This window comes from Caulobacter segnis (assembly GCF_023935105.1).
Classification (GTDB): domain Bacteria; phylum Pseudomonadota; class Alphaproteobacteria; order Caulobacterales; family Caulobacteraceae; genus Caulobacter; species Caulobacter segnis_B.
In genome coordinates this window covers 5069237-5089929 of the sequence record NZ_CP096040.1, presented here as the reverse complement: position 1 = coordinate 5089929, position 20693 = coordinate 5069237, and the positions used below count along the sequence as shown (strand labels likewise).

Sequence of the window (20693 nt, the reverse complement as noted above, 5' to 3'; positions counted from 1 at the left end):
AAACATAGGGGATCTCGTTTTGACTCTTTCACGCCAAACCCGCCGAAGCCTGCTGCTGGGATGCAGCCTGGTTCCCGCCGTCCTGGCCCTGCACGGCGCCGCCTTCGCCCAGGAGGCCGCCAAGGCCGACGACGACACCAATGTCGGTGAAATCGTCGTCACCGCCTCGCGCATCGACCGCGCGGGCTTCGAGGCGCCGACTCCGACGGTGCGCGTCACGGCCCAGGACTTAAGCGTCGGCGCCCGTCCGAACATCGCCGCGGCCCTGAACGACCTGCCGCAGTTCCGCGCCACGACCTCGCCCCAGACCACCGGCACCAACACCGGCGCGGGCAACGCCCCGGTCGACCTGCGCGGCCTGGGCATCAGCCGCACCCTGGTGCTGCTGGATGGCCGCCGCTTCTCGGGCGACAACGACCTGAACCTGATCCCCAGCATCCTGACCAAGGGCGTGGACGTGGTCACCGGCGGCGCTTCGGCCGCGTGGGGCTCGGGCGCCGTGGCCGGCGTGGTCAACATCTCGATCGACCGCAACTTCACGGGCCTGAAGCTCGGCGTCGAGGGCGGCGAGTCCTCATATCACGACGCCAAGCAGGTCCGTCTCGAGGCGGCGGCTGGCAAGACCTTCGCCGACGGCCGCGGCCACTTCGTGATCGGCGCGGAGTATCTCGACAATGACGGGGTCATCCCGAAGAACAGCCGTCCCAACATCGGCCGCTGGGCCACGATCTCGAACGGTGCGGGCCGTTTCGTCCTGGCCCCGAACGTCGGCTTCTCGAATGCGGCCTATGGCGGCCTGATCATGTCGGGCGTGCTGAAGGGCATGGCCTTCAATCCCGACGGCACCCTGCGCGTCTTCAACGCCGGCACGGTGATCGGCGCCAACTCGGTGGGCGGCGAAGGCCCGTCGAACGACGACCTGTCGCCTCTGGTCACGCCGCAAAAGCGCTACGCCACCATGGCCAGCGTCACCTATGACCTAACCGACAAGGTGAAGCTGACGGCCGAGCTGCGCCGCTCGCGGATGTGGAACAACTACATCTGGTTCGGCGACCACAACCGCGGCAACCTGACGATCAAGTCCGACAACGCCTTCCTGCCGGCGGCGGTGAAGAGCGCCCTGGCGGCGGCCGGCCAGACCAGCTTCACGATGGGCCGCTTCAACACCGAGGCCTATCCGACGATAGACTTCGAGCGCGTCTCAACCCAGGGCACGCTGGCCCTGGACGGTTCGTTCGGCGACGGCTGGCGGTGGAGCGCCTACTACAGCCACGGCGAGAACGAGAACAATATCGACACGCCCGGGTTCTTCCTGACCCAGAACTATGCCAACGCCGTGGACTCGGTGATCAGCCCGACCACCGGCCAGGCCGTCTGCCGCATCGCCCTGACCACCACCACCAACTGCGTGCCGATCAACCTGTTCGGCCAGGGCGCGCCCTCGGCGGCGGCGCTGGCCTACGTCACCGGCACGCCCTCGATGCGAGAGACCAGCAAGCTGGACGTCGGTGGCTTCAGCCTGCGCGGCGAGCCCTTCTCGCTGCCGGCCGGTCCCGTCTCCATCGCCGTCGGCGCCGAGGCCCGCAAGGAGTCGGTCGACCGCACGGTCGGCGCGCTGGACACCGCCAAGGCCTTCACCTCGTTCAGCTTCTCGGCCATGGCCGGCAGCTATAGCGTCAAGGAAGCCTTCGCCGAAGTGCTGGTCCCGGTGATCCGTGACGTGCCGGTGTTCAACAAGCTGGAAGTCAACGCCGCCGCGCGCGTCTCCGACTACAACACCACCGGCTCGATCTGGTCGTGGAAGCTGGGCGCCACCAACGAGTTCTTCCCGGGCTTCCGGGGGCGGATCACCAAGTCGCGCGACATCCGCTCGGCCAACCTGACCGAACTCTTCACCACCAGCACGACCGGCTACAACACGATCGTCGACCAGAAGACCAATTCCAGCGTCTATGTGCTGACCAACGGCGGCGGTAACGCCAACCTGACGCCCGAGACGGCCAAGACCTTCACGACCGGCTTCGTCTATTCGCCGCCGGCCCTGCCGGGCTTCAACATCTCGGTCGACTACTTCGACATCGACATCGACAATGTCATCACTACGGTCTCGGCCCAGGACATCGTCACGCGCTGCAACAACGGCAACGCCGACATGTGCTCGCGGGTCACCCGGGACGGAACCGGCACGATCAGTCGGATCGTCTCGACCTACGTCAACCTGGCCAACTACAAAACCGATGGCGTCGACGCCGAGATTTCGTACGCGACCAGTTTCGACCGCATCATCCCCAACGCCCCGGGCCGCATCCGCGCCCGCTGGCTGATGACCTGGGTCAACAGCCTGACCACCAACGATGGGGTCAGCAAGATCGAGTACGTGAAGTCGCAGGGCTATTCGTTCGGCCTGGGCACGCCCAAGACCCGGATGACCGGCAGCCTCGACTGGGCTGGCAAGGTGTTCAGCGCCAACATCCGCGCCCGCTACATCTCGCCGGGCGCCTACAACAGCACCGTCGATCTCGTGAACGGCCATATTAAGGCCTACACCTATGTCGACCTGGGCGTGCAGGCCAAGCTGCCCGACGTCATGGGCCACGGCGTCGAGCTCTACGCCAACGCCACCAACCTCTTCGACAAGGCCCCCCCGGTCTCGTCGCTGTACTCGCCGTACTACGACGTCATCGGCCGCTATGTGACCGTCGGCGCGCGGATGCGTTTCTAAGCCCGCCCGACCCAGCGCCGCCGGCTGCTTCCCCCAAGCACCTCTCGCCGGCGGCGCTCCTCCTTTTTCTCCGAGGCCTACCTCACATGATTTTCCGTCACTCCCTGGCGCTGGCCCTGCTGGCCGGCGCTATCGCGACCCCTTTGGCGGCCCAGACCGTCGCGCCGCCCGCCGCCATCGTCGTCGACGGCGCGCCGGCCATTCCGCAGGAACTGGCGGCCGCGACCGCGCCCTATCTGCAGGCGCGCCACGCCAACTTCCTGGGCTGGAACGCGGCCGACCACTCGATGCTGATCAAGACCCGCTTCGGCGGCTCCGATCAGGTCCACGTCGTCGCCAAGCCCGACGGCGATCGCCGCCAGATCAGCTTCGAGAACGAGCCGATCCTGGCCGCAGCCCTCTCGCCCAAGGGCGACGCCCTGGTCGTTCAGAAGGACAAGGGCGGCGACGAGTTCTACCAGCTCTACGTCCTGGAAGCCGGCCGTCCGCGCCTGATCACCGACGGCAAGAGCCGAAACTGGTTCGGCGCCTGGTCGCCGGACGGCAAGCTCGTCGGCTACGCCTCGTCGCGCCGCAACGGCGCCGACATGGACCTCTATGTCGTCGACCCCAAGGACTCCAAGACCGACCGCCTGGTCGCCCAGGTCACCGGCGGCGGCTGGAACATCGTCGATTTCTCGGCCGACGGCGCCAAGGCCCTGGTGCTGAACCGCATGTCGGTCAACGAGGCCATGGTCTATGAGCTGGACCTGGCCAGCGGAAAGATGAAGCCCCTTACCGATCCGAAGGCCAAGGCCTCGTACGTCGATCCGAAATACGCCCGTGACGGCTCGGTTTGGCTGACCTCGAACAAGGGCTCGGACTTCCAGCGCCTGGGCAAGCTGGACGGCAAGGGCGGCTTCGTCCCGGTGTCCAAGGAGCCGCGCTGGGACGTCAGCGACTACGCCGTCTCGCCGGATGGAACCTTCGCGGTCTACGCCATCAACGAGGCCGGCGTGTCGCGCGTGCGGGTGCTGGATCTGGCCACCGGCGCCGTGCGTCCGGTGACCGGCCTGCCGGCGGGTGTGATCCCCTACAGCATCGGCGCGGCTATCGACATCGCGCCGTGGGGCGAGATCGGCCTCAGCATGGCCAGCGCCAAGGTGCCGGGCGACGCCTTCTCGATTGACGCCAAGACCCTGGCCGTCAGCCAGTGGACCCACAGCGAGACCGGCGGCCTGGATCCCAGCCTCAATGTCGAGCCCAAGCTCGTCGAGGTGGCCAGCTTCGACGGCGAGAAGGTCTCGGGCTTCCTCTACCAGCCCGACCCGGCCAAGTTCCCCGGCAAGCGCCCGCTGATCGTCGACATCCACGGCGGTCCCGAAGGCCAGACCCGTCCCGACTTCCTGGGCGGCAACAACTACCTGCTGAACGAGCTGGGCATCGCGCTGTTCTTCCCGAACGTGCGCGGCTCCACCGGCTATGGCGCGCGGTTCGTCAATCTCGACAACGGCCCGTTCAAGCGCGAGGACTCGGTCAAGGACATCGGCGCCTTCCTCGACACGCTAGAGAAGGACCCGGCCCTGGACGCCAGCCGCTTCGCGGTGAACGGCGTCTCGTACGGCGGCTACATGTGCTACGCCTCGGCCACGCACTACAGTCCGCGCCTCAAGGGCGCCAACTGCTACGTCGCGATCTCCAACTTCGTCACCTTCCTGGAGAATACCCAGGCCTACCGTCGCGACCTGCGCCGGGTGGAATATGGCGACGAGCGCGATCCCAAGCAGCGCGAGCAGCTGATGAAGATTTCGCCGCTGACCAGCGTCGACAAGATCGCCACGCCGCTGCTGGTGGCCACGGGCGGGACCGATCCGCGCGTGCCGCCGACCGAGGCCGACCAGATGATCAAGGCCGTGCGCGCTAATGGCGGCTCGGTCTGGCACGTGCTGGCCAAGAACGAGGGTCACGTTTTCCGCAAGAAGGAGAACGAGGACTACTACTTCTGGACCAGCATCATGTTCTGGCGAAAGACGCTGCTGGGCCAATAGAGCTGGCAGGCGAGGGTGCGGACCAGTCGGTTCGCGCCCTTTCTCATGAGGCCCTGGGGAGGATATCGGACGTGAGCTCTCTGCGAGGCTGGGTCCAACTGGCCCTGACGCTGCTGGCCGGCCAGGCCTGGGCCGGACCGGTGGTCGACCACCACATGCACGTCCATTCGCCGGCGATCCTGCGCATCCTGCCGACCTATTGCGCCAGCCCGATGCGCAAGAGCCCGTGCGACCCGCGCTTTACCGCGCCGCTGACGGCGCAGGACGCACTGAAGGCCATGGACGGGGCGGGTATTGGGCAGGGCTGGCTGATGTCGACGGCCTACCTGGCCGAGAGCCCCTGGCCGAGCCGCGTCCGGACGCGGCCCAGGTGCTGCGCGACGCCAACGACTTCACCGTCGGCCTCGCCCGGCAGTATCCCGATCGCTTCGCCGCCTTCGTCAGCGTCAACCCGACCGCGCCCGACGCCCTGGGCGAAATCGCGCGCTGGAAGGGCGACCGCGCCGTGACCGGGCTGAAGCTGCACCTGACCAACTCCGGCGTCGATCTCCGCGACCCTGTCCAGGTCGCCAAGCTGGCGGCGGTGTTCCGCGCCGCGGCGGCCAACGGCTGGACGATCATGATCCACGTGCGCACTGGCGCGGCCGACTACGGCGCGCGCGACGTGCGGGTTTTCCTCGACAAGGTCCTGCCCGAGGCCGGCGATGCGCCCGTGGTCATAGCCCACGCCGCTGGCTGGGGCGGGATCGACGCCGTGACCCTGGACGCCCTGGGCGCCTTCGCCGACGCCTTCGCGCGCGACCCGAAGTTCGGCCGCAACCTGCGCTTCGACTTGGCCCAGGTGTTCACCAGCAAGACGACCCCAGAAGGCCGCACGGCGATGGCGGGGCTAATCCGCAGGATCGGCCCACAGCACTTCATCGCCGGGTCCGACTGGCCGTTCGCCGGCGGCCTCAAGACCTACTTCGCAACCGCCTATGCGACACCCGAATTGACGCCGGCGGAGTGGGCGATGATCGGTCGCTAGCCTGAGGCGCGCGCCGCGCTAGAGCGATCTTCCGCCCGCCGACCCCATAGTCATGGGCTGTCCGCGCGTATTCTAACGCCGCCTTTCTGGAGGCAAACCAAGGTCCGCTTCTGGCGCTGCTTTGCCCCATCCGCCAACTCCATGGCGTCAAGGGCATGGACGCAATCCATACTAGCTTGATTGTTCTCAAACGCGCTCGCTATGGCGCCACCGCGTCGAAGTAATCGTTCCCGCCCTCGTCGACGAAATGACCCGACAAGCCCAGACCCGCCTCGTCCAATAGACGTCGATATTCCGCTTCGCCAAATGACAGCGACGGACGCCCCGTCAGGGTGTCCGTCCATTCGCAAGCTTGGCGCGGCGCGCTGAACAGGAAGCGGCCGCCGGGCTTCAGCGCCCGCGCCACGCGCTCGATCACCTGGCGCTGATCCTTGGCCGGCAACAGGAACAGCAGGCCGATGGCGACCGCGCCGTCGAAGTTTCGCTGAAACAGACCGCTCGTCTCCGCCGCTTCGCACGCGACCTCCGCGCCAGGAAATCGACGGCGAAATTCCGCGACCAGAACCGGAGAGGCGTCGACGCCGAAGACCTGGAAGCCATCCTCCATCAGTGCGGCGGAGATCGGCGCTCCGGAGCCACAGCCCACGTCCACGACGTCGCCGCCAGGCGGCAGCTGTCTGGCCCACCGGCGCGCGGTGGTCGCGCCGATGGGCGATCGCACTTGCAGGAACTTTTGCGCCACGTCGTTCCAGCCGTGAGAGAGATCGATGGACATAGGTCAAGTCTGTGCGGTTGCGGGAGCCCGTCGCAGGCGAGCAAGCAGCGTCCTACGGTCGTCATGAGATGATGAAGGTTCCGTCCGTTGTCGCCCTGGTCAATCGCCAACAAGGGTTTCGCCTTCAAGCTTCAGGCTGTCTGGTCCGTCGAACAGGCTCGTCTGGCCTTGCCCGGACGCCCCGCCCGGATGGTCTAGGACTTGGCGGCGGCTTCGGTGAGGTTCGACATGGGTCGATTTTCGACGGTCCTCGCGAGCCCGAACCTGCTAGCCTGCGGCCATGGTCGCCACCTTCACCTTCGTCTGTCTGGCGAAAATCAGGTCGCCGTGCACCGCGAGGTTCTGGCCCTGGCCGAGGGCCATCTTCGCGCGCATGCCTTCCAGCTCTTGCGTGATCATGCCGCCGCCGCGACTGTAGAGGTCTGGCGCGACGAATCGGTGTGGGAGGTGCTCGCCCGTGACGGCGTCCGCGCGATCCGCACCGCCCCGCCCGCCAAGCCGGTGACGCTCAAAGCGGCGCCCGCCGATACGCCCTCGCGTCACAGTGACCCTTGAACAGGCGATGGCGGCCGCTGAGGACGTCATGAGGTTTTCTGGATTCGGCGCCGCGCCGTTCGCGCCTAGAAAAGAAGGGTGAAGCGCGCGGCGCTTCTGCCCAATCCGGGCGTTTCCTCCCTTACCTAGCCCGGCGTTTCGCCGGGCTTTTTCTTTGCCCGCCGCCGGTTCACAGCCGTCGGCGGCCGCGGCGCGCCTTAGGACAGAGCTCAACCGCGTCAGCGGCTGGCCTGCTGTCGGGAGGACGTCGCTCACGCCGTGGAGCCCGCACGTCCAGGCTTGGGGACGCCGGGAGCGATTGCGCCGGAAGGGACGATTGCCGAACAGCCAGGCAATCGCCACATGGCGGTTCATACAACGGAGCAAGACCTCATGGCCGATCGCGATCCTTCCCAAAGCTTCCCCGCAGGCTATGAGCCGGCCAAGGTCTGGACCTGGGAACAGGGCGGCGGCGCCTTCGCCAACATCAATCGGCCCATTGCCGGCGCCACGCGCGAGGAGCCCCTGCGCGTCGGCGAGCACCCCTTGCAGCTCTACTCCCTGGCCACACCCAACGGCGTGAAGGTGACGATCATGCTGGAGGAGCTTTTGGCCGCCGGTCACACGGGCGCGGAGTACGATGCTTGGCCCATCCGCATCGGCGAGGGCGATCAGTTCGGCTCGGGGTTCGTCGAGGCCAACCCCAATTCGAAGATCCCCGCCTTGGTCGACCAAAAGCCCGTAGGCGGCGGCGAGCCGGTGCGCGTCTTCGAGTCCGGATCGATCCTGGTCTATCTGGCCGAGAAGTTCGGGGCGTTCCTGCCCACGGAAATCCGGGCGCGGACCGAGACCCTCAACTGGCTTTTCTGGCAGATGGGCTCGGCGCCGTTCCTAGGCGGCGGCTTTGGCCACTTCTTCGCCTACGCCCCCATGCACATCCAATACGCCATCGACCGGTATGCCATGGAGACCAAGCGCCAGTACGACGTGCTCGACCGGCATCTGGCGGATAACCGCTTCATGGCCGGCGAGGCGTTCACGATCGCCGACATGGCCATCTGGCCCTGGTACGGGGAAATGACCCAGGGCAAGTTCTACGGTGACGCGGCCAGCTTCCTGGATCTGGCGAGCTACGAGAACGTGCTGCGCTGGCATGCCGAGATCGCCGCGCGCCCGGCCGTGCGGCGCGGGCGAATGGTCAACCGGCTGCATGGCGACCCGTCCGAGCAGTTGCACGAACGCCACGACGCCTCCGACTTCGACACCCGGACAGCCGACAAGCTGGCCTGACGTCTCCTCCGCCTCAGCGGTCTTCGTCGTCATGGAGCCTGTGCTGGAGCGGTGGGGACGTTGAAGCGGGGGAGGCCGGTCCACGCAGCGGCGATGACAGCGCCTTGCGCCTGGCCTAGCTTGAGACGGTACAGGAGTTTCGCATGCCGTCGCGCGTTACAGCCCCTCAGGATCCCGCCCTGGCATTCTGGAATCGACGCGCGACGCCGCCTTTCACCGCCCTGCGCGCCTTCGCGGCGGTTGGCGAGTTCGGCGGCATCCGCCGGGCCGCGGCCGTGCTGGAGCTGGATCATGCGGCCGTCAGCCGTCACCTGCGCAGCCTGGAGGTCTGGGCCGGCGTGCCCCTCATCGAGCGCGGCGTCGGCGGCGGCAAACTCACGCCGGAGGGCGCCAAGTTCCACGCCCGGATCACGACCGCGCTCAACGAGATCGCCGCCGCCTCGGCCGAGCTGGTGAACGGCCCCAATGAACGCACCCTGCAGCTATCGTGTATCCCAGGCCTGGCCTCCAACTGGTTGCTGGCGCGCCTGGCCGATTTCCGCCAGAGCCACCCGGAGATCCAGCTGATCCTGCGCCCATCCGACACCGCGCCGGACTTCACGCGCCGGGATATGGACGGCGACATCCGCTACGTGATCGACGCCGCGCCGAACAAGCCGCCGGCAGGCGAGGTCGAGACCGTGCAACTGGCGCGGCCGCCCGTTCTGGCCGTTGCCAGCCCCGCTCGGCTGGAAGCCCTGGGCGATCCCCGCACGCCCGCCGACCTGCTCCATGGACCGCTGCTGCACGAGGAGAACGCCCGCCAGTGGACCGCATGGTTCGCGGCCAACGGGGTGACGCAGGACCAAGAACTAGCGGGGCACAAGCTGTGGCACGCCCACCTCGCCGTTGACGCGGCGCGGCGCGGGGAGGGACTGGCGCTGGCCAACGCCTTCCTGGTCGGCGACGATTTCAAGGTTGGGCGGCTGGTCGATGTCGGGGCGCGGGTCGGCGCTCAGCCGATCGTCATGGGCGCCTATGTGTTCTGCGCCCGGCGCGACCGCTGGCGCACGCCGGCCCTCCTGGCGTTCCGGCGCTGGCTGGTCAAGGAGGCCGCCGAGGAGGCCGCGCGCTGGTCGCAATAGCGTCGGTGATGTTTCGTCACCACCCGCAGCGGAGTTGTCATCTCCGCATCGCGGCGGTTGTGGCCGAGCATCTCGTCAGGTGCTTTGTTTCCTGCGAGATCCTCCTTGTCCGCCTCCGCGATCGCTTCCGTTTCCAATGCCGATTTGCTCGAGCGCCGCCGCGCCGCCGTGTCGTCGGGCGTGGCCAGCTCGACGGCCGTCTACGCCGATAGGGCCTTCAATTCCGAGGTCTGGGACGTCGAGGGGCGCCGCTACATCGACTTCGCCGGCGGCATCGCCGTCCTGAACGTCGGCCACCGCCATCCTCGGGTGATGGCCGCGGTTGAGGCCCAGCTTGGGCGGTTCACCCATACCGCCTTCCAGGTACTGGCCTACGAGCCCTATGTGGCCCTGGCCGAGCGCCTCAACGCTATGGCCCCGATCGAGGGGGCGGCCAAGACCATCTTCTTCACCAGCGGGGCCGAGGCGGTCGAGAACGCGGTGAAGATCGCCCGCGCCGCCACAGGTCGACCCGGCGTCATCGCCTTCACCGGCGGCTTCCATGGCCGCACCGTCCTGTCCTCAGGCCTGACCGGCAAGGTCGCGCCCTATAAGCGGATGTTCGGCGGCGCGCCGGCCAACGTCTTCCACGCGCCGTTCCCGATCGAGGCGCACGGCGTCAGCGTCGAGGACAGCTTGCGCTGCCTGGACTTCCTGTTCGCCGCAGACCTGCACCCCACGTCCGTGGCGGCCATCATCATCGAGCCGGTGCAGGGGGAGGGCGGCTTCCATCCGGCGCCGGACGCCTTGATGACCGCGCTGCGCGCGATCTGCGACACGCACGGCATCTTGCTGATCGCCGACGAGGTGCAGACCGGCTTTGGCCGCACGGGCCGGATGTTCGGCGCCGAGCACTGGAGCGTGCGGCCGGACCTGATCACCGTGGCCAAGTCCCTGGCGGGCGGCTTTCCGCTGTCCGGGGTGATCGGCCGCGCGGCCCTGATGGACTTTGTCGAGCCGGGCGGCCTGGGCGGCACCTATGGCGGTTCGCCGATCGCTTGCGCCGCGGCCCTGGCGGTGCTGGACGTTATGGAGGACGAGGCCCTGTGCGCCCGCGCCGACGTGATCGGGGCGCGGCTGCGCGAGCGCATCGCCGCCTTCGCCGGACGCAACGACCTGGTCGCGACGAGAGGCCTGCGCGGTCCGGGGGCGATGATCGGCTTCGATGTCGTCACCCCCGACGGACAACCGGACGGCATGGGAGCCAAGGCGGTCGCGGCCCGTGCGCTGGAGCGGGGGCTGATCCTGCTGACGTGCGGCGTCCACGGTGAGACGATCCGGGTCCTGGCGCCTCTGACCATTCCGTTCGAACAGTTGGACGAGGGGCTCGACATCCTCGAGGACAGCCTGCGCCTGGACGTGGCCTGATGGACGGCTCGATCCCTGTTGCCGGGCTGGGTCTGGCCCGGCCCGACCTTCTGCGCCAGGCGGCCTATGTCGCCGGTCAATGGATCGCCGCCGTCGACGAGATCGCGGTGATCTCGCCCGCCACCGGCGCGCGGCTGGGCGGCGTGCCCGATCTTGGCGCCGAGGCGACCGAGCGGGCCGTCGGCGCGGCCCACGCGGCGTTCGGTCCGTGGAGCCGGCTGAGCGCCAAGGCGCGGGGCCTTGTCCTGCGGCGCTGGCGAGACCTGATCCTGGAAAATGTTGACGACCTGGCCCGGCTGATGACCGCCGAGCAGGGCAAACCCCTGGCCGAGGCGAAAGGCGAGGTGTTGTACGCGGCCAGCTTCCTGGAGTGGTTCTCCGAAGAGGCCAAGCGCGTCTATGGCGACATCGTCCCCGGTCACGACGCCAGCAAGCGCCTGATGGTGCTCAAGCAGCCGGTCGGGGTGGTCGCGGCCGTGACGCCTTGGAACTTCCCGGCGGCGATGATCACCCGCAAGGTCGGCCCGGCCCTGGCGGTCGGCTGCACGGTGGTGCTCAAGCCCTCGGAACTGACCCCGTTCAGCGCTCTTGCCCTGGCGGCGCTGGGCGAGGAGGCCGGCGTGCCGCCCGGCGTGTTCAACGTCGTCACCGGTCAGGCCGCGCCCATCGGCCAGGTGCTGACCGATGATCCGCGGGTGCGCAAGTTCACCTTCACCGGCTCGACCCCGGTCGGCAAGATGCTGGCCGCCCGCTGCATGGCCACCGTCAAGCGGGTGTCGCTGGAACTGGGCGGCAATGCGCCCTTCATCGTCTTCGACGACGCCGACCTCGACAAGGCGGTCGAGGGCGCCTTGGCCTCGAAGTTCCGCAACACCGGCCAGACCTGCGTCTGCGCCAACCGCCTGCTGGTGCAGTCCGGCGTCTATGAGGCCTTCGCCAACAAGCTGAAGGCGAGGGTCGAGCGCCTGGTGGTCGGCGACGGCCTGGCCGGCCCGACCGACCAGGGCCCGCTGATCAACGCCGCCGCCGCCGCCAAGGTCGCTCGCCATGTCGAGGACGCCATCGGCAGTGGGGCGCGCGTGCTGACGGGCGGCGCGGCCCTGCCGGGCGAAGGCTTCTTCTACGAGCCTACGGTGCTGACCGGCGTCACTCGCCGCATGCTGCTGGCCAACGAGGAGACCTTCGGTCCGGTGGCTGGTTTGATCCGCTTCGAGACCGAGGGTGAGGCCATCGAGATCGCCAACGACACCACGGCGGGCCTGGCGGCCTATCTCTTCACGCGCGATCTCGACCGTTCGTGGCGGGTCGGCGAGGCGCTGGAATACGGCATGGTCGGGCTGAACACCGGCCTGATCTCGACCGAGGTCGCGCCGTTCGGCGGGGTCAAGGAATCGGGCCTGGGCCGCGAAGGCTCGCGCCACGGCGTCGACGAGTTCGTCGAACTCAAACTTCTGTGCAGCGACATCGCGGGGGCCTAGGGCCATGATCATCAAATTCGCGCCGACCGAGCTCTTCGTCGCCATGCCGCCGGGAAATCCCGCGCCGGTTCCGATCGGCGAGCCGATCTCCCAGATCGCCGTGCGCAGCTTCACGTCCGAGGCTGCGAGCACGACCCGCACCGGGGTGTGGGAGTGCAGTCCAGGCCGCTGGCGTCGCCAGGTGCTGGCCGCCGAGTTCTGCGTTTTCCTGGAAGGAGACTGCGTGTTCGAGCCGGACGAGGGCGAGCCCATCCGGATCAAGGCCGGCGAGGCGGTCTATTTTCCGGCCAACACCGGCGGCGTCTGGACGATCGAAACCAAGGCTCGCAAGGCCTATGTCATCTTCGATGAAGCCCGATGAACATGCGGCCGGGAAACCTCACCGCCGCATCTGAAGCGTCGGCCTATCGCGACACCAGCTACTGGCTGGAAACTTGCCAGGACGACCTGACGCCGCGCTCGGCGCTGAGCGGCCAGGTGGCGGTGGATGTCGCCGTCTTGGGCGGCGGCTTCTCGGGCCTTTGGACCGCCTACTACCTGCTACGGGACAATCCAGGCCTGCAGGTGGCGATCCTGGAAAAGGACATCTGCGGCTACGGCGCCTCGGGACGCAACGGCGGCTGGTGCTCGTCACGCTATCCGCTGGACGCGGGCACCCTGGCCGACCGCTATGGCGTCGAGATCGGCCGCAAGACCTTGCAGGCGATGTACGACGCGGTGGAGGAGGTCGGCCGCGTCTGTGAACGCGAAGGCATCGACGCCGAATATCGCCAGACCGGGATTCTCAGCCTGGCGCGGGGCAAGGCGCAGCTGCCGGCGATCCAGGCCGCCCATCGCGCCTACGAGCGCCTGGGGTTCGGCGAGCAGAACCGCTTGCTGAGCGCGGAGGCCGCGCGCGCGAAGGTCAACGCCACTGAGGTCGAGGGGGCGCTTCATTCGCCCAAGAGCGCCACGGTGCATCCGGCCAAGCTGGTGCGCGGCCTGGCCCAGGCGGTCGAGCGCCTGGGCGGGGTTATCTACGAGCGCTCGCCAGTCACGCGCTTCGAGCCTAGTCAGAGCCCGCGTCTGCACACCGACAGCGGCGTCCTGGTCGCCCGCAAAGCGATCGTGGCGGCCGGCGAGGCCTATCTGACCCAGCAGCCGCGCTATCGGCGCACGCTGCTGCCGATGTCCTCCCTGATCGTGCTGACCGAGCCGCTGAGCCCGGCGCAATGGGCCAGCGTCGGCTGGGCGGACGGCGAGGGCCTGGGCTCCCAGGTCAACATGGTCGACTACTTCACCAAGACCACCGATGGCCGCATCCTCTACGGCAGTCGCGGCGCGCCTTACCACATGCACTCCAACCTGGATCAGCCCTGGGACGCGGCGACGGCCAGGACCATGCGCGAGACCCTGATCGAGTGGTTCCCGAGCCTGGAGGGGATCGGCTTCACCCATAGCTGGGCAGGATATCTAGGCGTATCGCGCGACTGGACGCCGACGATTAGCTTCGATCCGAATACGAAGGTTGGGCAGCTGTTCGGCTATACTGGCCGGGGCGTGTCGACGACCAACATCTCGGCGCGAATCCTGGCGGGCATGATCACAGGCAAGCCGACCGGGCTGGAGTTCCTGCCCAGCGTTGGCAACCGCTCGCCGCAGTGGGAGCCTGAGCCGTTGCGCTGGCTGGGCGTGCGCTATGTCCAGGAAGGCTTTGCCCGCATGGACGCGGCCATGAAGGCCAGAAAGGCCGCGCCCATCGACGCAGCCCTGGTCCGTCGCCTCAGCAAGCAGTAGGGCTGGCGCGGCAGAGGCGATCAGCGAGGATGGGATGAGCGCTGGGGGCAAGACGGTGGTGCTGCTGGCCTGCTTTGGCGTGCGCGCCGAGCCTTGGCTGGCGGCGCTGTCCAAGGCCGCGCCGGACTTCGAGCTGCGGGTCTGGCCGGACGCGGGCGACAAGGACGAGATCGACTACGTCGTGGTCTGGGCTCAGCCCAATGGCTTTTTGCGTCAGTTCCCCAGTCTGCGAGCGGTGCTGTGCATTGGCGCCGGCGTGGATCGGATTTTGGAAGACACCGACCTGCCTAAGGTCCCGATCGCGCGCATGCGCGACGAGGGTTTGACCCAGGGCATGGTCGAGTTCGTGTTGGCCCGGGTGCTGCACTATCACCGGCTGATGCCAGCCTACGAAGCTCAGCAGCGCCAGGGCGTCTGGCGCCAGCTCGCCGCGCCGCTCGCGAGGGATCGTGCGGTGGGCGTGCTGGGCCTTGGCCAGCTTGGCGCGGCCTGCGCCGCCAGCCTGGCCGCCAACGGCTTCAAGGTTCGCGGCTGGAGTCGCACACGCAAGGACCTCCCCGGCGTGCAGTCGTTCGAGGGGCCGCTCGAAGCGTTCCTGGCGCCGTGCGAGGTGGTGGTCTGTCTGCTGCCCTTGACGCCGGCCACGCGCGGCGTCCTCAACGCCGCGACGCTGTCGCAGCTTTCGGGCGCAAGCCTGATCAATGTCGGCCGCGGCGCCCACCTGGTTGAGGACGACTTGATCCCGGCGCTGGACGCCGGTCACCTGGCCAACGCCACCTTGGACGTGTTCGCGACCGAGCCGCTCGTGGCCGGCCATCCGTTCTGGACGGATCCGCGCATCACCGTGATCCCGCACGCCTCGGCCCTGACGCCGCCGGGCACGGCCGGTCCGACGATCGTGGCCAACATCCGCCGGCATCTGGCCGGCCAAGACTTGCTGGACCTCGTCGACCGCGCGGCCGGCTACTGAGGATCAGAGCTGGGTGGCGCTGGCCAGGCGGAAGAGCAGCCCAACCTGACCCTTGTCCTGCACCTCGAAGCGACCGTGAAGGCGAACCTGCTCGCTCTTCTGCTGGAGGACCGGCTGGTCGGCGAAGACCTCGACCAGCTCGTTGGGCTGGTTTTGCGGGCAGCAGTCTATCGAGTAGCGCGTCAGGAGGAACTGCCGGGCGTGGCGCTCCATGGTCACCGGCGTGATGAAGCCGGAAATCTCGACCACCCGGCCATCCAGTTCCAGGACCGAAGGCGGATACCGAGCCTGGTAGGCATAGTCGGGCGGCGCCTGCCGCAGCTGCGTCGCGGCCAACAACGCCCACATCGGATCGCGGGAGATGTCCTGCTCGTCGCCGCCCGGATGGGCCAGGGCGCGCGACAGCGGCGCCAGGGCCGCCATGGCCGTCGCGCCCGTCAGCAGTCCGCGGCGAAGGATCATGGCCGGTCTCCGGGCTAGAGCGGGTTGAGGACGCGGTCGAGAAACTCGCGCGTCCGTTCGACCTTGGGCGCGGTCAGCACCTCGCGGGCCGGGCCGCTCTCGACGATGCGGCCCCCGTCCATGAACAGCACGCGGTCGGCGACCTCGCGGGCGAAGCCGATCTCGTGGGTGACAATGACCATGGTCATGCCTTCGTCGGCCAGCGCGCGCATCACCTTCAGAACCTCGCCGACCCGTTCGGGATCCAGGGCCGAGGTCGGCTCATCGAACAGGATCGCCTGCGGCTGCATGGCCAGGGCGCGCGCGATGCCGACCCGCTGCTGCTGGCCGCCCGACAGCTTGGCCGGATAGGCGTCGCACTTGTCGCCCAGGCCCACCCGCCCGAGCAGGGCGCGCGCCTGGTTCATCGCCTCGGCGGCCGGACGGCCCAGGGCGTGGATCGGACCTTCGGCGACGTTCTCCTGCGCCGTGCGGTGCGGAAAGAGGTTGAAGCGCTGGAACACCATGGCGACCTTGGCGCGGATGGCCGGCAAGGACTTTTCGGTGAGGGGCGCGCCATCGACCAGGATCTCGCCGCCGTCGTGACGCTCAAGGCCGTTGATGCAGCGCAGGATGGTCGACTTGCCCGAGCCCGACGGACCGATCAGGCAGACGACCTCGCCGCGCTGGATCTCGAAGCTGATGTCCTTGAGGACCTGGACGTCGCCGAAGGACTTGCTGACGTTCTTGAGGCTGATCATTTGCGGGCGAACCTGCGTTCGAGGCGGCCGACCAGATAGGTCAGGGGCAGGCTCATGGCCAGGTAGAGCAGGGCGATCAGCGTATAGACCGACATGTTCTTGAAGGTGCTGACGGCCAGCAGCTGGCCGGCCCGGGTGAGCTCGGCCACGGTGATGGTCGAGGCGATCGAGGAGTCCTTGAGCAGCATCACGGCGGTGTTGCCAAACGGTGGCAGGGTCACCCGGATGGCCAGCGGCATGATCACGCGCAGCATGATCTTGCGCTCGCTCATGCCCAGGGACTGGGCGGCCTCGATCAGCATCGGGTCAACCGATGAAAACCCCGCCCGGAAGTTCTCGGCCTGATAGACCGAATAGGCCACGCCCAGGCCGATGGCGCCGGCGATGAAAGCGTCGAGCTGCACGCCCAGCTCCGGCAGCACGAAATAGACGTAGAAGAGCTGGACGATGATCGGCACGCCGCGGACGGTGTTGATCACCACCCGGCTGATCACCCGTAGCGCCGGGACCTTGGAAATGCCCATCAGCGCCCAGCCCAGACCCAGCACCACGCTGATCGCGAGGGCCGCCAGGGTGACGCCGATCGTCACCAGAAGGCCCGACATCAGGATCGGCAGGAACTGGACGGCGTCGGCGAAGAACTGCTCGAGCCCACCCATCACAGGGACCACTTGGCCAGGATGGCGGCGATCTCGGTCGTCTTGATCTGGCCGATGGCCGCGTTGAGCTTGGCCAGCAGGGCCGGATCGTCCTTGCGCACCAGCAGGCAGACGTCCTCGCGCGATGGCGGCTCGAAGTCGGCGACCAAGCGTAGGGCCGGATTGGGCGCCGTGCGCAGCCGGTGGGCCAGGATTGGCGCGTCGCCATAGCCGGCGGCGATCCGGCCATGGCCCAGGTCCTGCAGGATGTCGCCAAGATTATCGTAGGTCTTGACGTCGGCGACGCCGGCCAGGGCCAGTTGCTCGACAAAGCGCGTGCCGACCTGGGCGCCGACGGTGAGACCCTTCAGGTCGCTCAGGGTGCGGATCGGGCGAGCCTGGGCCTTGGCCACGACCACCCCGCCGCCATAGGCGTAGACCGGGTCGGTAAAGGCCACGACCTTCTCGCGCTCGGGCGTACGCAGGATGCCGGCGGCGACGATATCGATCTTGCGGGCGGTCAGAGACGGGACGAGCGCGGCGAAGGTGGTGGTCTCGATGCGGATCGGCAGGGCGGCCTTGGCGGCCACCGCATGGGCGATGTCGATCATCGCGCCGGTCAACTGGTTGGTCTTGATGTCGAGAAAGCTGAACGGCGCGCCGGTGGCGGTCGAGCCGACGACCAGCGCGCCGGACGCGCCGGACTTGCCGCCGCAAGCGCTCAGCGCCAGTCCCGCGCCCGTCATCGCCAGCATGTTCCGGCGGGTAGGATGGCCTTGGATATTCACTTAAGCCTCTTGGTGTCGGCGCATTCGGGCCTGGGCGCTGGGCCGGGCCGGGGAGGAGGACTCCGGTCCAGCGCCCTTGCTTTCGCTAGTAGCGGGCGATGGCCTGTAGGCCGATCGTGCGCGGGCGAAGCGTGGCGCCGGTCCAGAGCGGACCGTTCACATAGGTCGACGACTCGGAGATGTAGTCGACGTTATTGAGGACGTTCTCCCCATAAATGGAGAGACTGACGCGCCCCAGGTCAACGCCGGCCCGCAGGTCCAGGGTCGTGGGTTCGGACGGCAGCGGGCGACGCGGGTCGTAGGTCGTCGAGGTCGGGACCTGGTAGAGGAAGGGTCCGTCATTGACGCTGCGGTAATTGTACTGCGCGCGCACGAAGCTGTCGCGTTCCAGCACTTTGAAGCGGTACTCGGCGCTCAGATTGACGGTCCAGGGCGTCTGGCCCAGCGTCTGGCCGGCGACGACGATAGGGGCCGTGCCGATCTGGATGGTCTTGTCGTAGGTCGCGTCGTTGTAGCCGACGCCCAAGCCCAGCAGCAGGTTCTCGACCGGGCGGACATTGAGGTTCAGGTCGACGCCCTTGCTGGTGGCGCTGGCGGTGTTGGCCACCAGGCTGAACGCGCAGGTCAGGCGCAGCTGCTGCTGGATGTTCTTCCACTCGATGTAGTAGGCGCTGGCCTCGAACTGCACCTTGCCGCCGAAGAGCCGGTTCTTGGAGCCGATCTCGTAGCTGTCGGTGGTGTCGGGATCGTAGGTCCCGGCCTTGCCCAGGCCCAAGGTGGCGGCCTCGGTCGCGCAGACGTCGGGCAGCGCCTTGTTGACGCCGCCCGAGCGGTAGCCGCGGGCGTAGGAGGCGTAGTAGAGCGCCTCGGGCGTGGCCTGCCACGACAGAGCGACCTTCGGCGTGAAGGGCTTCTTGGACATTGAGCCCGAGGCGCGAGAGACGCCGCCCGCGTAGGAGACACCGCGCTCCAGCACGTCGAAGTCCAGCGTGTCCTTCGAATAGCGTCCGCCCAAGGTGAGGGTCAGATTGTCCAGGATCTTGTAGTCGAGGTTGGCGAAGACCGCGGTGGTCTTCTCGACCGTCCATTCGTTGCCGTAGTAGCGCGCGATGCCGTTGACCAGGGGCGCGACGCCCGCGGCCTGCGGCGTGCGGCCGTAACGCACCAGATAGAGCGCGTTGTAGTGCGGCTCGTTGATCGCCAGATCCGAGCGCAGGGCGCTGCGCGAGAAGTACGCGCCGACGCTCCACTTCAGGCGCGCGCCCGGATCGGTGTTGTTGATCCGGAACTCCTGGGTGAACAGGTTTTGATAGATGTTCGGGTTCTGCCAGGTGATCGACTGCTGGAAGCCGGGCGTGACTGGATAGAGATAGGCGTTGCCGAACGAGGTGCGGTCATTGCCGTGGGTGGCGTCGTTGGTCTCCATCACGTGGCGCTTGAAGAACGAACTGACGCTGGTGAAGTCCAGGCCGTCGGCGGAGGCCACCATCTTCAGCGCCGGCACGGTGAAGTGGTCGCTGCTGGGCTGCGGGATGGAGGCGTAGCTGAGGAACTTGCCATGGTCGGGGTCCGATACGCCGAGCGGACAGGGGTTCAAGGTCGGATTGATCACCGAGCCGGTCGTGGCCGGACAGCGCGTGGTCAAGAGCGTCCGGTCGGCGAACTTGCTGTTCTGGTGATAGATGCTGGGCGTGATCGTTAGCCACTCGGTGGGCTGGATCGTCAGGGCCGCGCGGAACACGGTCGCCGTGCTGGTGTTGACGTTTTCGTCGCGGCTGGCGGCGTTCTGCCAGCTCTGGCGGTCGATCCAGCCGGCGTCCTTGCGATGGAAGAAGCTGATCCGCGCGCCGATCTTGTCCTCGACGATCGGGCCGCCGACGGCGACGCCGAGCTCGTAGCCCTCGCCGCCGTTCTTGACCTGGTTGACCGCCGCGCGGCCGTAGCCGCTGTAACTGGTCAGGCTGGGCGTGGGTGTGATGAAGCGGATCGCGCCGCCTTGTGAACTGGCGCCGAACAGCGTGCCTTGCGGTCCGCGCAGCACCTCCACGCGTTCCAGGTCGAAGATGTAGGGCAGGGTGCTGCCATTGTAGTTCAGCGAGGCGTTTCGCGCCTGGATCGGCGTGTCGTCGATATAGATCGCCGAGGTGGCCGCGCCGGCCGACGAGTCGATGCCGCGGATGGTCACGCGGGTCGCGCCGCTACGGGTGATGTCGACGCCGGGGGTCTGGTTGATCACGTCGCGAATATCGCGAACGCCGCGCTTGTCCAGCGCTTCTTGCGAATAGGCCGCGATCGAGATCGGAGTCTTGGACAGGGCGGTGCTCTGTTTGGTGGCGGTGACGATGATCTCCTCGATCGCCGTCCCGTCATCCTGGGTCCGAGCCATGGCGTGACCGCCGGTCATGATGAAGGCCGCCACGCCGCAAAGCAGCATTCCCTTCGAATTTCTGTCGCGAAGCATCACTATCCCCCTTGTCTTGCGCCGACCGTCATTCCCCTGGCGGGCGCTGAGTGGTTGCGGCCCTCAGCCGGAACGGAGGTTTCGGCTCGCCTCTCAGTGTTCGCGAGAGTTCCAGCAAGATCGCGTGGCGTAAGGTGAGAAACACGATTGTAGTGGTGTCAAACTGACACCACCGTTCGTCCAAGCGCGCGGTTGGCGCTGTCGCGGCCTTGGGCTTTGCCGCCTATAAATTCTTATGGCGCGCGGCCGTAAGGTCGGCGAGGAAATCCATCACCGCGTGTGCGCGAGGAATCCTGGCTTGGTTGGCGCGAGCGCAGAGCCAGTAGCTGCGCTTCAGGTCGAGGGCCTCTGATAGCACCCTGACCAGCCGGGAATCTTGCGGCGCCGCAAATTTGTGCAGGACGCCGAAGTCGAGCCCCGGAGGCGATCGCCGCCTGCTGGGCGGTATCGAGTTTGATCGGAACATGGTTGGCG

At 67.6% G+C, this 20693-nt stretch carries 17 protein-coding genes; 10 read left to right on the top strand and 7 right to left on the bottom strand.

From position 1 onward, the window contains the following. Positions 1-19: 19 nt before the first annotated feature. The 3 genes from MZV50_RS23640 (at position 20) to MZV50_RS23630 (ending at position 5776) form a co-directional block, all read left to right on the top strand. On the top strand, positions 20-2722 hold the full coding sequence (locus MZV50_RS23640) for a TonB-dependent receptor domain-containing protein (protein ID WP_252631777.1): 2703 nt from the start codon (positions 20-22) through the stop codon (positions 2720-2722). 86 nt (positions 2723-2808) lie between these two features. Further along, the gene (locus tag MZV50_RS23635) at positions 2809-4749 is read left to right on the top strand and encodes a S9 family peptidase (RefSeq protein WP_252631776.1); all 1941 of its coding nucleotides are present in this window, start codon (positions 2809-2811) and stop codon (positions 4747-4749) included. 226 nt (positions 4750-4975) lie between these two features. Continuing rightward, complete coding sequence (locus MZV50_RS23630) at positions 4976-5776, top strand: amidohydrolase family protein (protein WP_354668910.1); 801 nt, start codon at positions 4976-4978, stop codon at positions 5774-5776. Positions 5777-5975: 199 nt separating this feature from the next. Here the strand turns inward: MZV50_RS23630 and MZV50_RS23625 are convergent, their stop codons facing one another. After that, positions 5976-6551 carry a class I SAM-dependent methyltransferase gene (locus MZV50_RS23625; protein ID WP_252631773.1) on the bottom strand — a complete coding sequence of 192 codons (576 nt, stop codon included), beginning with the start codon at positions 6549-6551 and terminating at the stop codon, positions 5976-5978. Between the two features lie 267 nt (positions 6552-6818). Beyond that, positions 6819-7460, bottom strand: a complete 642-nt coding sequence (locus tag MZV50_RS23620; protein ID WP_252631772.1) for a hypothetical protein — start codon at positions 7458-7460, stop codon at positions 6819-6821. 18 nt (positions 7461-7478) lie between these two features. Between MZV50_RS23620 and yghU the strand changes: the two genes are divergently transcribed. From yghU to MZV50_RS23585, 7 genes are all read left to right on the top strand, one after another. Beyond that, complete coding sequence (yghU, locus tag MZV50_RS23615; protein ID WP_252631771.1) at positions 7479-8375, top strand: glutathione-dependent disulfide-bond oxidoreductase; 897 nt, start codon at positions 7479-7481, stop codon at positions 8373-8375. A gap of 143 nt (positions 8376-8518) precedes the next feature. After that, on the top strand, positions 8519-9499 hold the full coding sequence (locus tag MZV50_RS23610; RefSeq protein ID WP_252631770.1) for a LysR substrate-binding domain-containing protein: 981 nt from the start codon (positions 8519-8521) through the stop codon (positions 9497-9499). Between the two features lie 105 nt (positions 9500-9604). Next, entirely contained in the window at positions 9605-10906 is a 1302-nt protein-coding gene (gene gabT / locus MZV50_RS23605) for a 4-aminobutyrate--2-oxoglutarate transaminase (RefSeq protein ID WP_252631769.1), read from the top strand. Then, complete coding sequence (locus tag MZV50_RS23600; protein WP_252631768.1) at positions 10906-12384, top strand: NAD-dependent succinate-semialdehyde dehydrogenase; 1479 nt, start codon at positions 10906-10908, stop codon at positions 12382-12384. The genes gabT and MZV50_RS23600 overlap by 1 nt, the downstream gene beginning before the upstream one ends. Before the next feature lie 4 nt (positions 12385-12388). Then, positions 12389-12745 carry a cupin domain-containing protein gene (locus MZV50_RS23595; protein ID WP_252631767.1) on the top strand — a complete coding sequence of 119 codons (357 nt, stop codon included), beginning with the start codon at positions 12389-12391 and terminating at the stop codon, positions 12743-12745. A 2-nt stretch (positions 12746-12747) separates the two neighbouring features. Beyond that, on the top strand, positions 12748-14160 hold the full coding sequence (locus tag MZV50_RS23590; RefSeq protein WP_252631766.1) for an NAD(P)/FAD-dependent oxidoreductase: 1413 nt from the start codon (positions 12748-12750) through the stop codon (positions 14158-14160). Between the two features lie 34 nt (positions 14161-14194). Then, the gene (locus MZV50_RS23585; RefSeq protein ID WP_252631765.1) at positions 14195-15130 is read left to right on the top strand and encodes a 2-hydroxyacid dehydrogenase; all 936 of its coding nucleotides are present in this window, start codon (positions 14195-14197) and stop codon (positions 15128-15130) included. A 3-nt stretch (positions 15131-15133) separates the two neighbouring features. Here MZV50_RS23585 and MZV50_RS23580 read toward each other — a convergent pair whose 3' ends face one another. The 5 genes from MZV50_RS23580 to MZV50_RS23560 form a co-directional block, all read right to left on the bottom strand. Continuing rightward, positions 15134-15592: a DUF3299 domain-containing protein gene (locus tag MZV50_RS23580; RefSeq protein ID WP_252631764.1), complete on the bottom strand. Its 459-nt coding sequence runs from the start codon at positions 15590-15592 to the stop codon at positions 15134-15136. Positions 15593-15606: 14 nt separating this feature from the next. Further along, positions 15607-16332, bottom strand: coding sequence for an amino acid ABC transporter ATP-binding protein (locus MZV50_RS23575; protein ID WP_252631763.1), 726 nt, complete (start codon positions 16330-16332; stop codon positions 15607-15609). Further along, positions 16329-16991, bottom strand: a complete 663-nt coding sequence (locus MZV50_RS23570) for an amino acid ABC transporter permease (protein ID WP_252631762.1) — start codon at positions 16989-16991, stop codon at positions 16329-16331. The genes MZV50_RS23575 and MZV50_RS23570 overlap by 4 nt, the downstream gene beginning before the upstream one ends. Beyond that, positions 16991-17758: a substrate-binding periplasmic protein gene (locus MZV50_RS23565; protein WP_252631761.1), complete on the bottom strand. Its 768-nt coding sequence runs from the start codon at positions 17756-17758 to the stop codon at positions 16991-16993. The genes MZV50_RS23570 and MZV50_RS23565 overlap by 1 nt, the downstream gene beginning before the upstream one ends. Before the next feature lie 85 nt (positions 17759-17843). Next, positions 17844-20219 (bottom strand): TonB-dependent receptor, encoded by a 2376-nt coding sequence (locus MZV50_RS23560; RefSeq protein ID WP_252631760.1) that lies wholly within the window; start codon positions 20217-20219, stop codon positions 17844-17846. Between the last annotated feature and the right edge of the window lie 474 nt (positions 20220-20693).

Bases quoted from the DNA above. Each gene is read 5' to 3' on its own strand.
- MZV50_RS23635 (WP_252631776.1), top strand. From the start codon at position 2,809: ATGATTTTCCGTCACTCCCTGGCGCTGGCCCTGCTGGCCGGCGCTATC.
- MZV50_RS23625 (WP_252631773.1), bottom strand. From the start codon at position 6,551: ATGTCCATCGATCTCTCTCACGGCTGGAACGACGTGGCGCAAAAGTTC.
- MZV50_RS23620 (WP_252631772.1), bottom strand. From the start codon at position 7,460: ATGAACCGCCATGTGGCGATTGCCTGGCTGTTCGGCAATCGTCCCTTC.
- yghU (WP_252631771.1), top strand. From the start codon at position 7,479: ATGGCCGATCGCGATCCTTCCCAAAGCTTCCCCGCAGGCTATGAGCCG.
- MZV50_RS23610 (WP_252631770.1), top strand. From the start codon at position 8,519: ATGCCGTCGCGCGTTACAGCCCCTCAGGATCCCGCCCTGGCATTCTGG.
- MZV50_RS23600 (WP_252631768.1), top strand. From the start codon at position 10,906: ATGGACGGCTCGATCCCTGTTGCCGGGCTGGGTCTGGCCCGGCCCGAC.
- MZV50_RS23595 (WP_252631767.1), top strand. From the start codon at position 12,389: ATGATCATCAAATTCGCGCCGACCGAGCTCTTCGTCGCCATGCCGCCG.
- MZV50_RS23590 (WP_252631766.1), top strand. From the start codon at position 12,748: ATGCGGCCGGGAAACCTCACCGCCGCATCTGAAGCGTCGGCCTATCGC.
- MZV50_RS23585 (WP_252631765.1), top strand. From the start codon at position 14,195: ATGAGCGCTGGGGGCAAGACGGTGGTGCTGCTGGCCTGCTTTGGCGTG.
- MZV50_RS23580 (WP_252631764.1), bottom strand. From the start codon at position 15,592: ATGATCCTTCGCCGCGGACTGCTGACGGGCGCGACGGCCATGGCGGCC.
- MZV50_RS23575 (WP_252631763.1), bottom strand. From the start codon at position 16,332: ATGATCAGCCTCAAGAACGTCAGCAAGTCCTTCGGCGACGTCCAGGTC.
- MZV50_RS23570 (WP_252631762.1), bottom strand. From the start codon at position 16,991: ATGGGTGGGCTCGAGCAGTTCTTCGCCGACGCCGTCCAGTTCCTGCCG.
- MZV50_RS23560 (WP_252631760.1), bottom strand. From the start codon at position 20,219: ATGCTTCGCGACAGAAATTCGAAGGGAATGCTGCTTTGCGGCGTGGCG.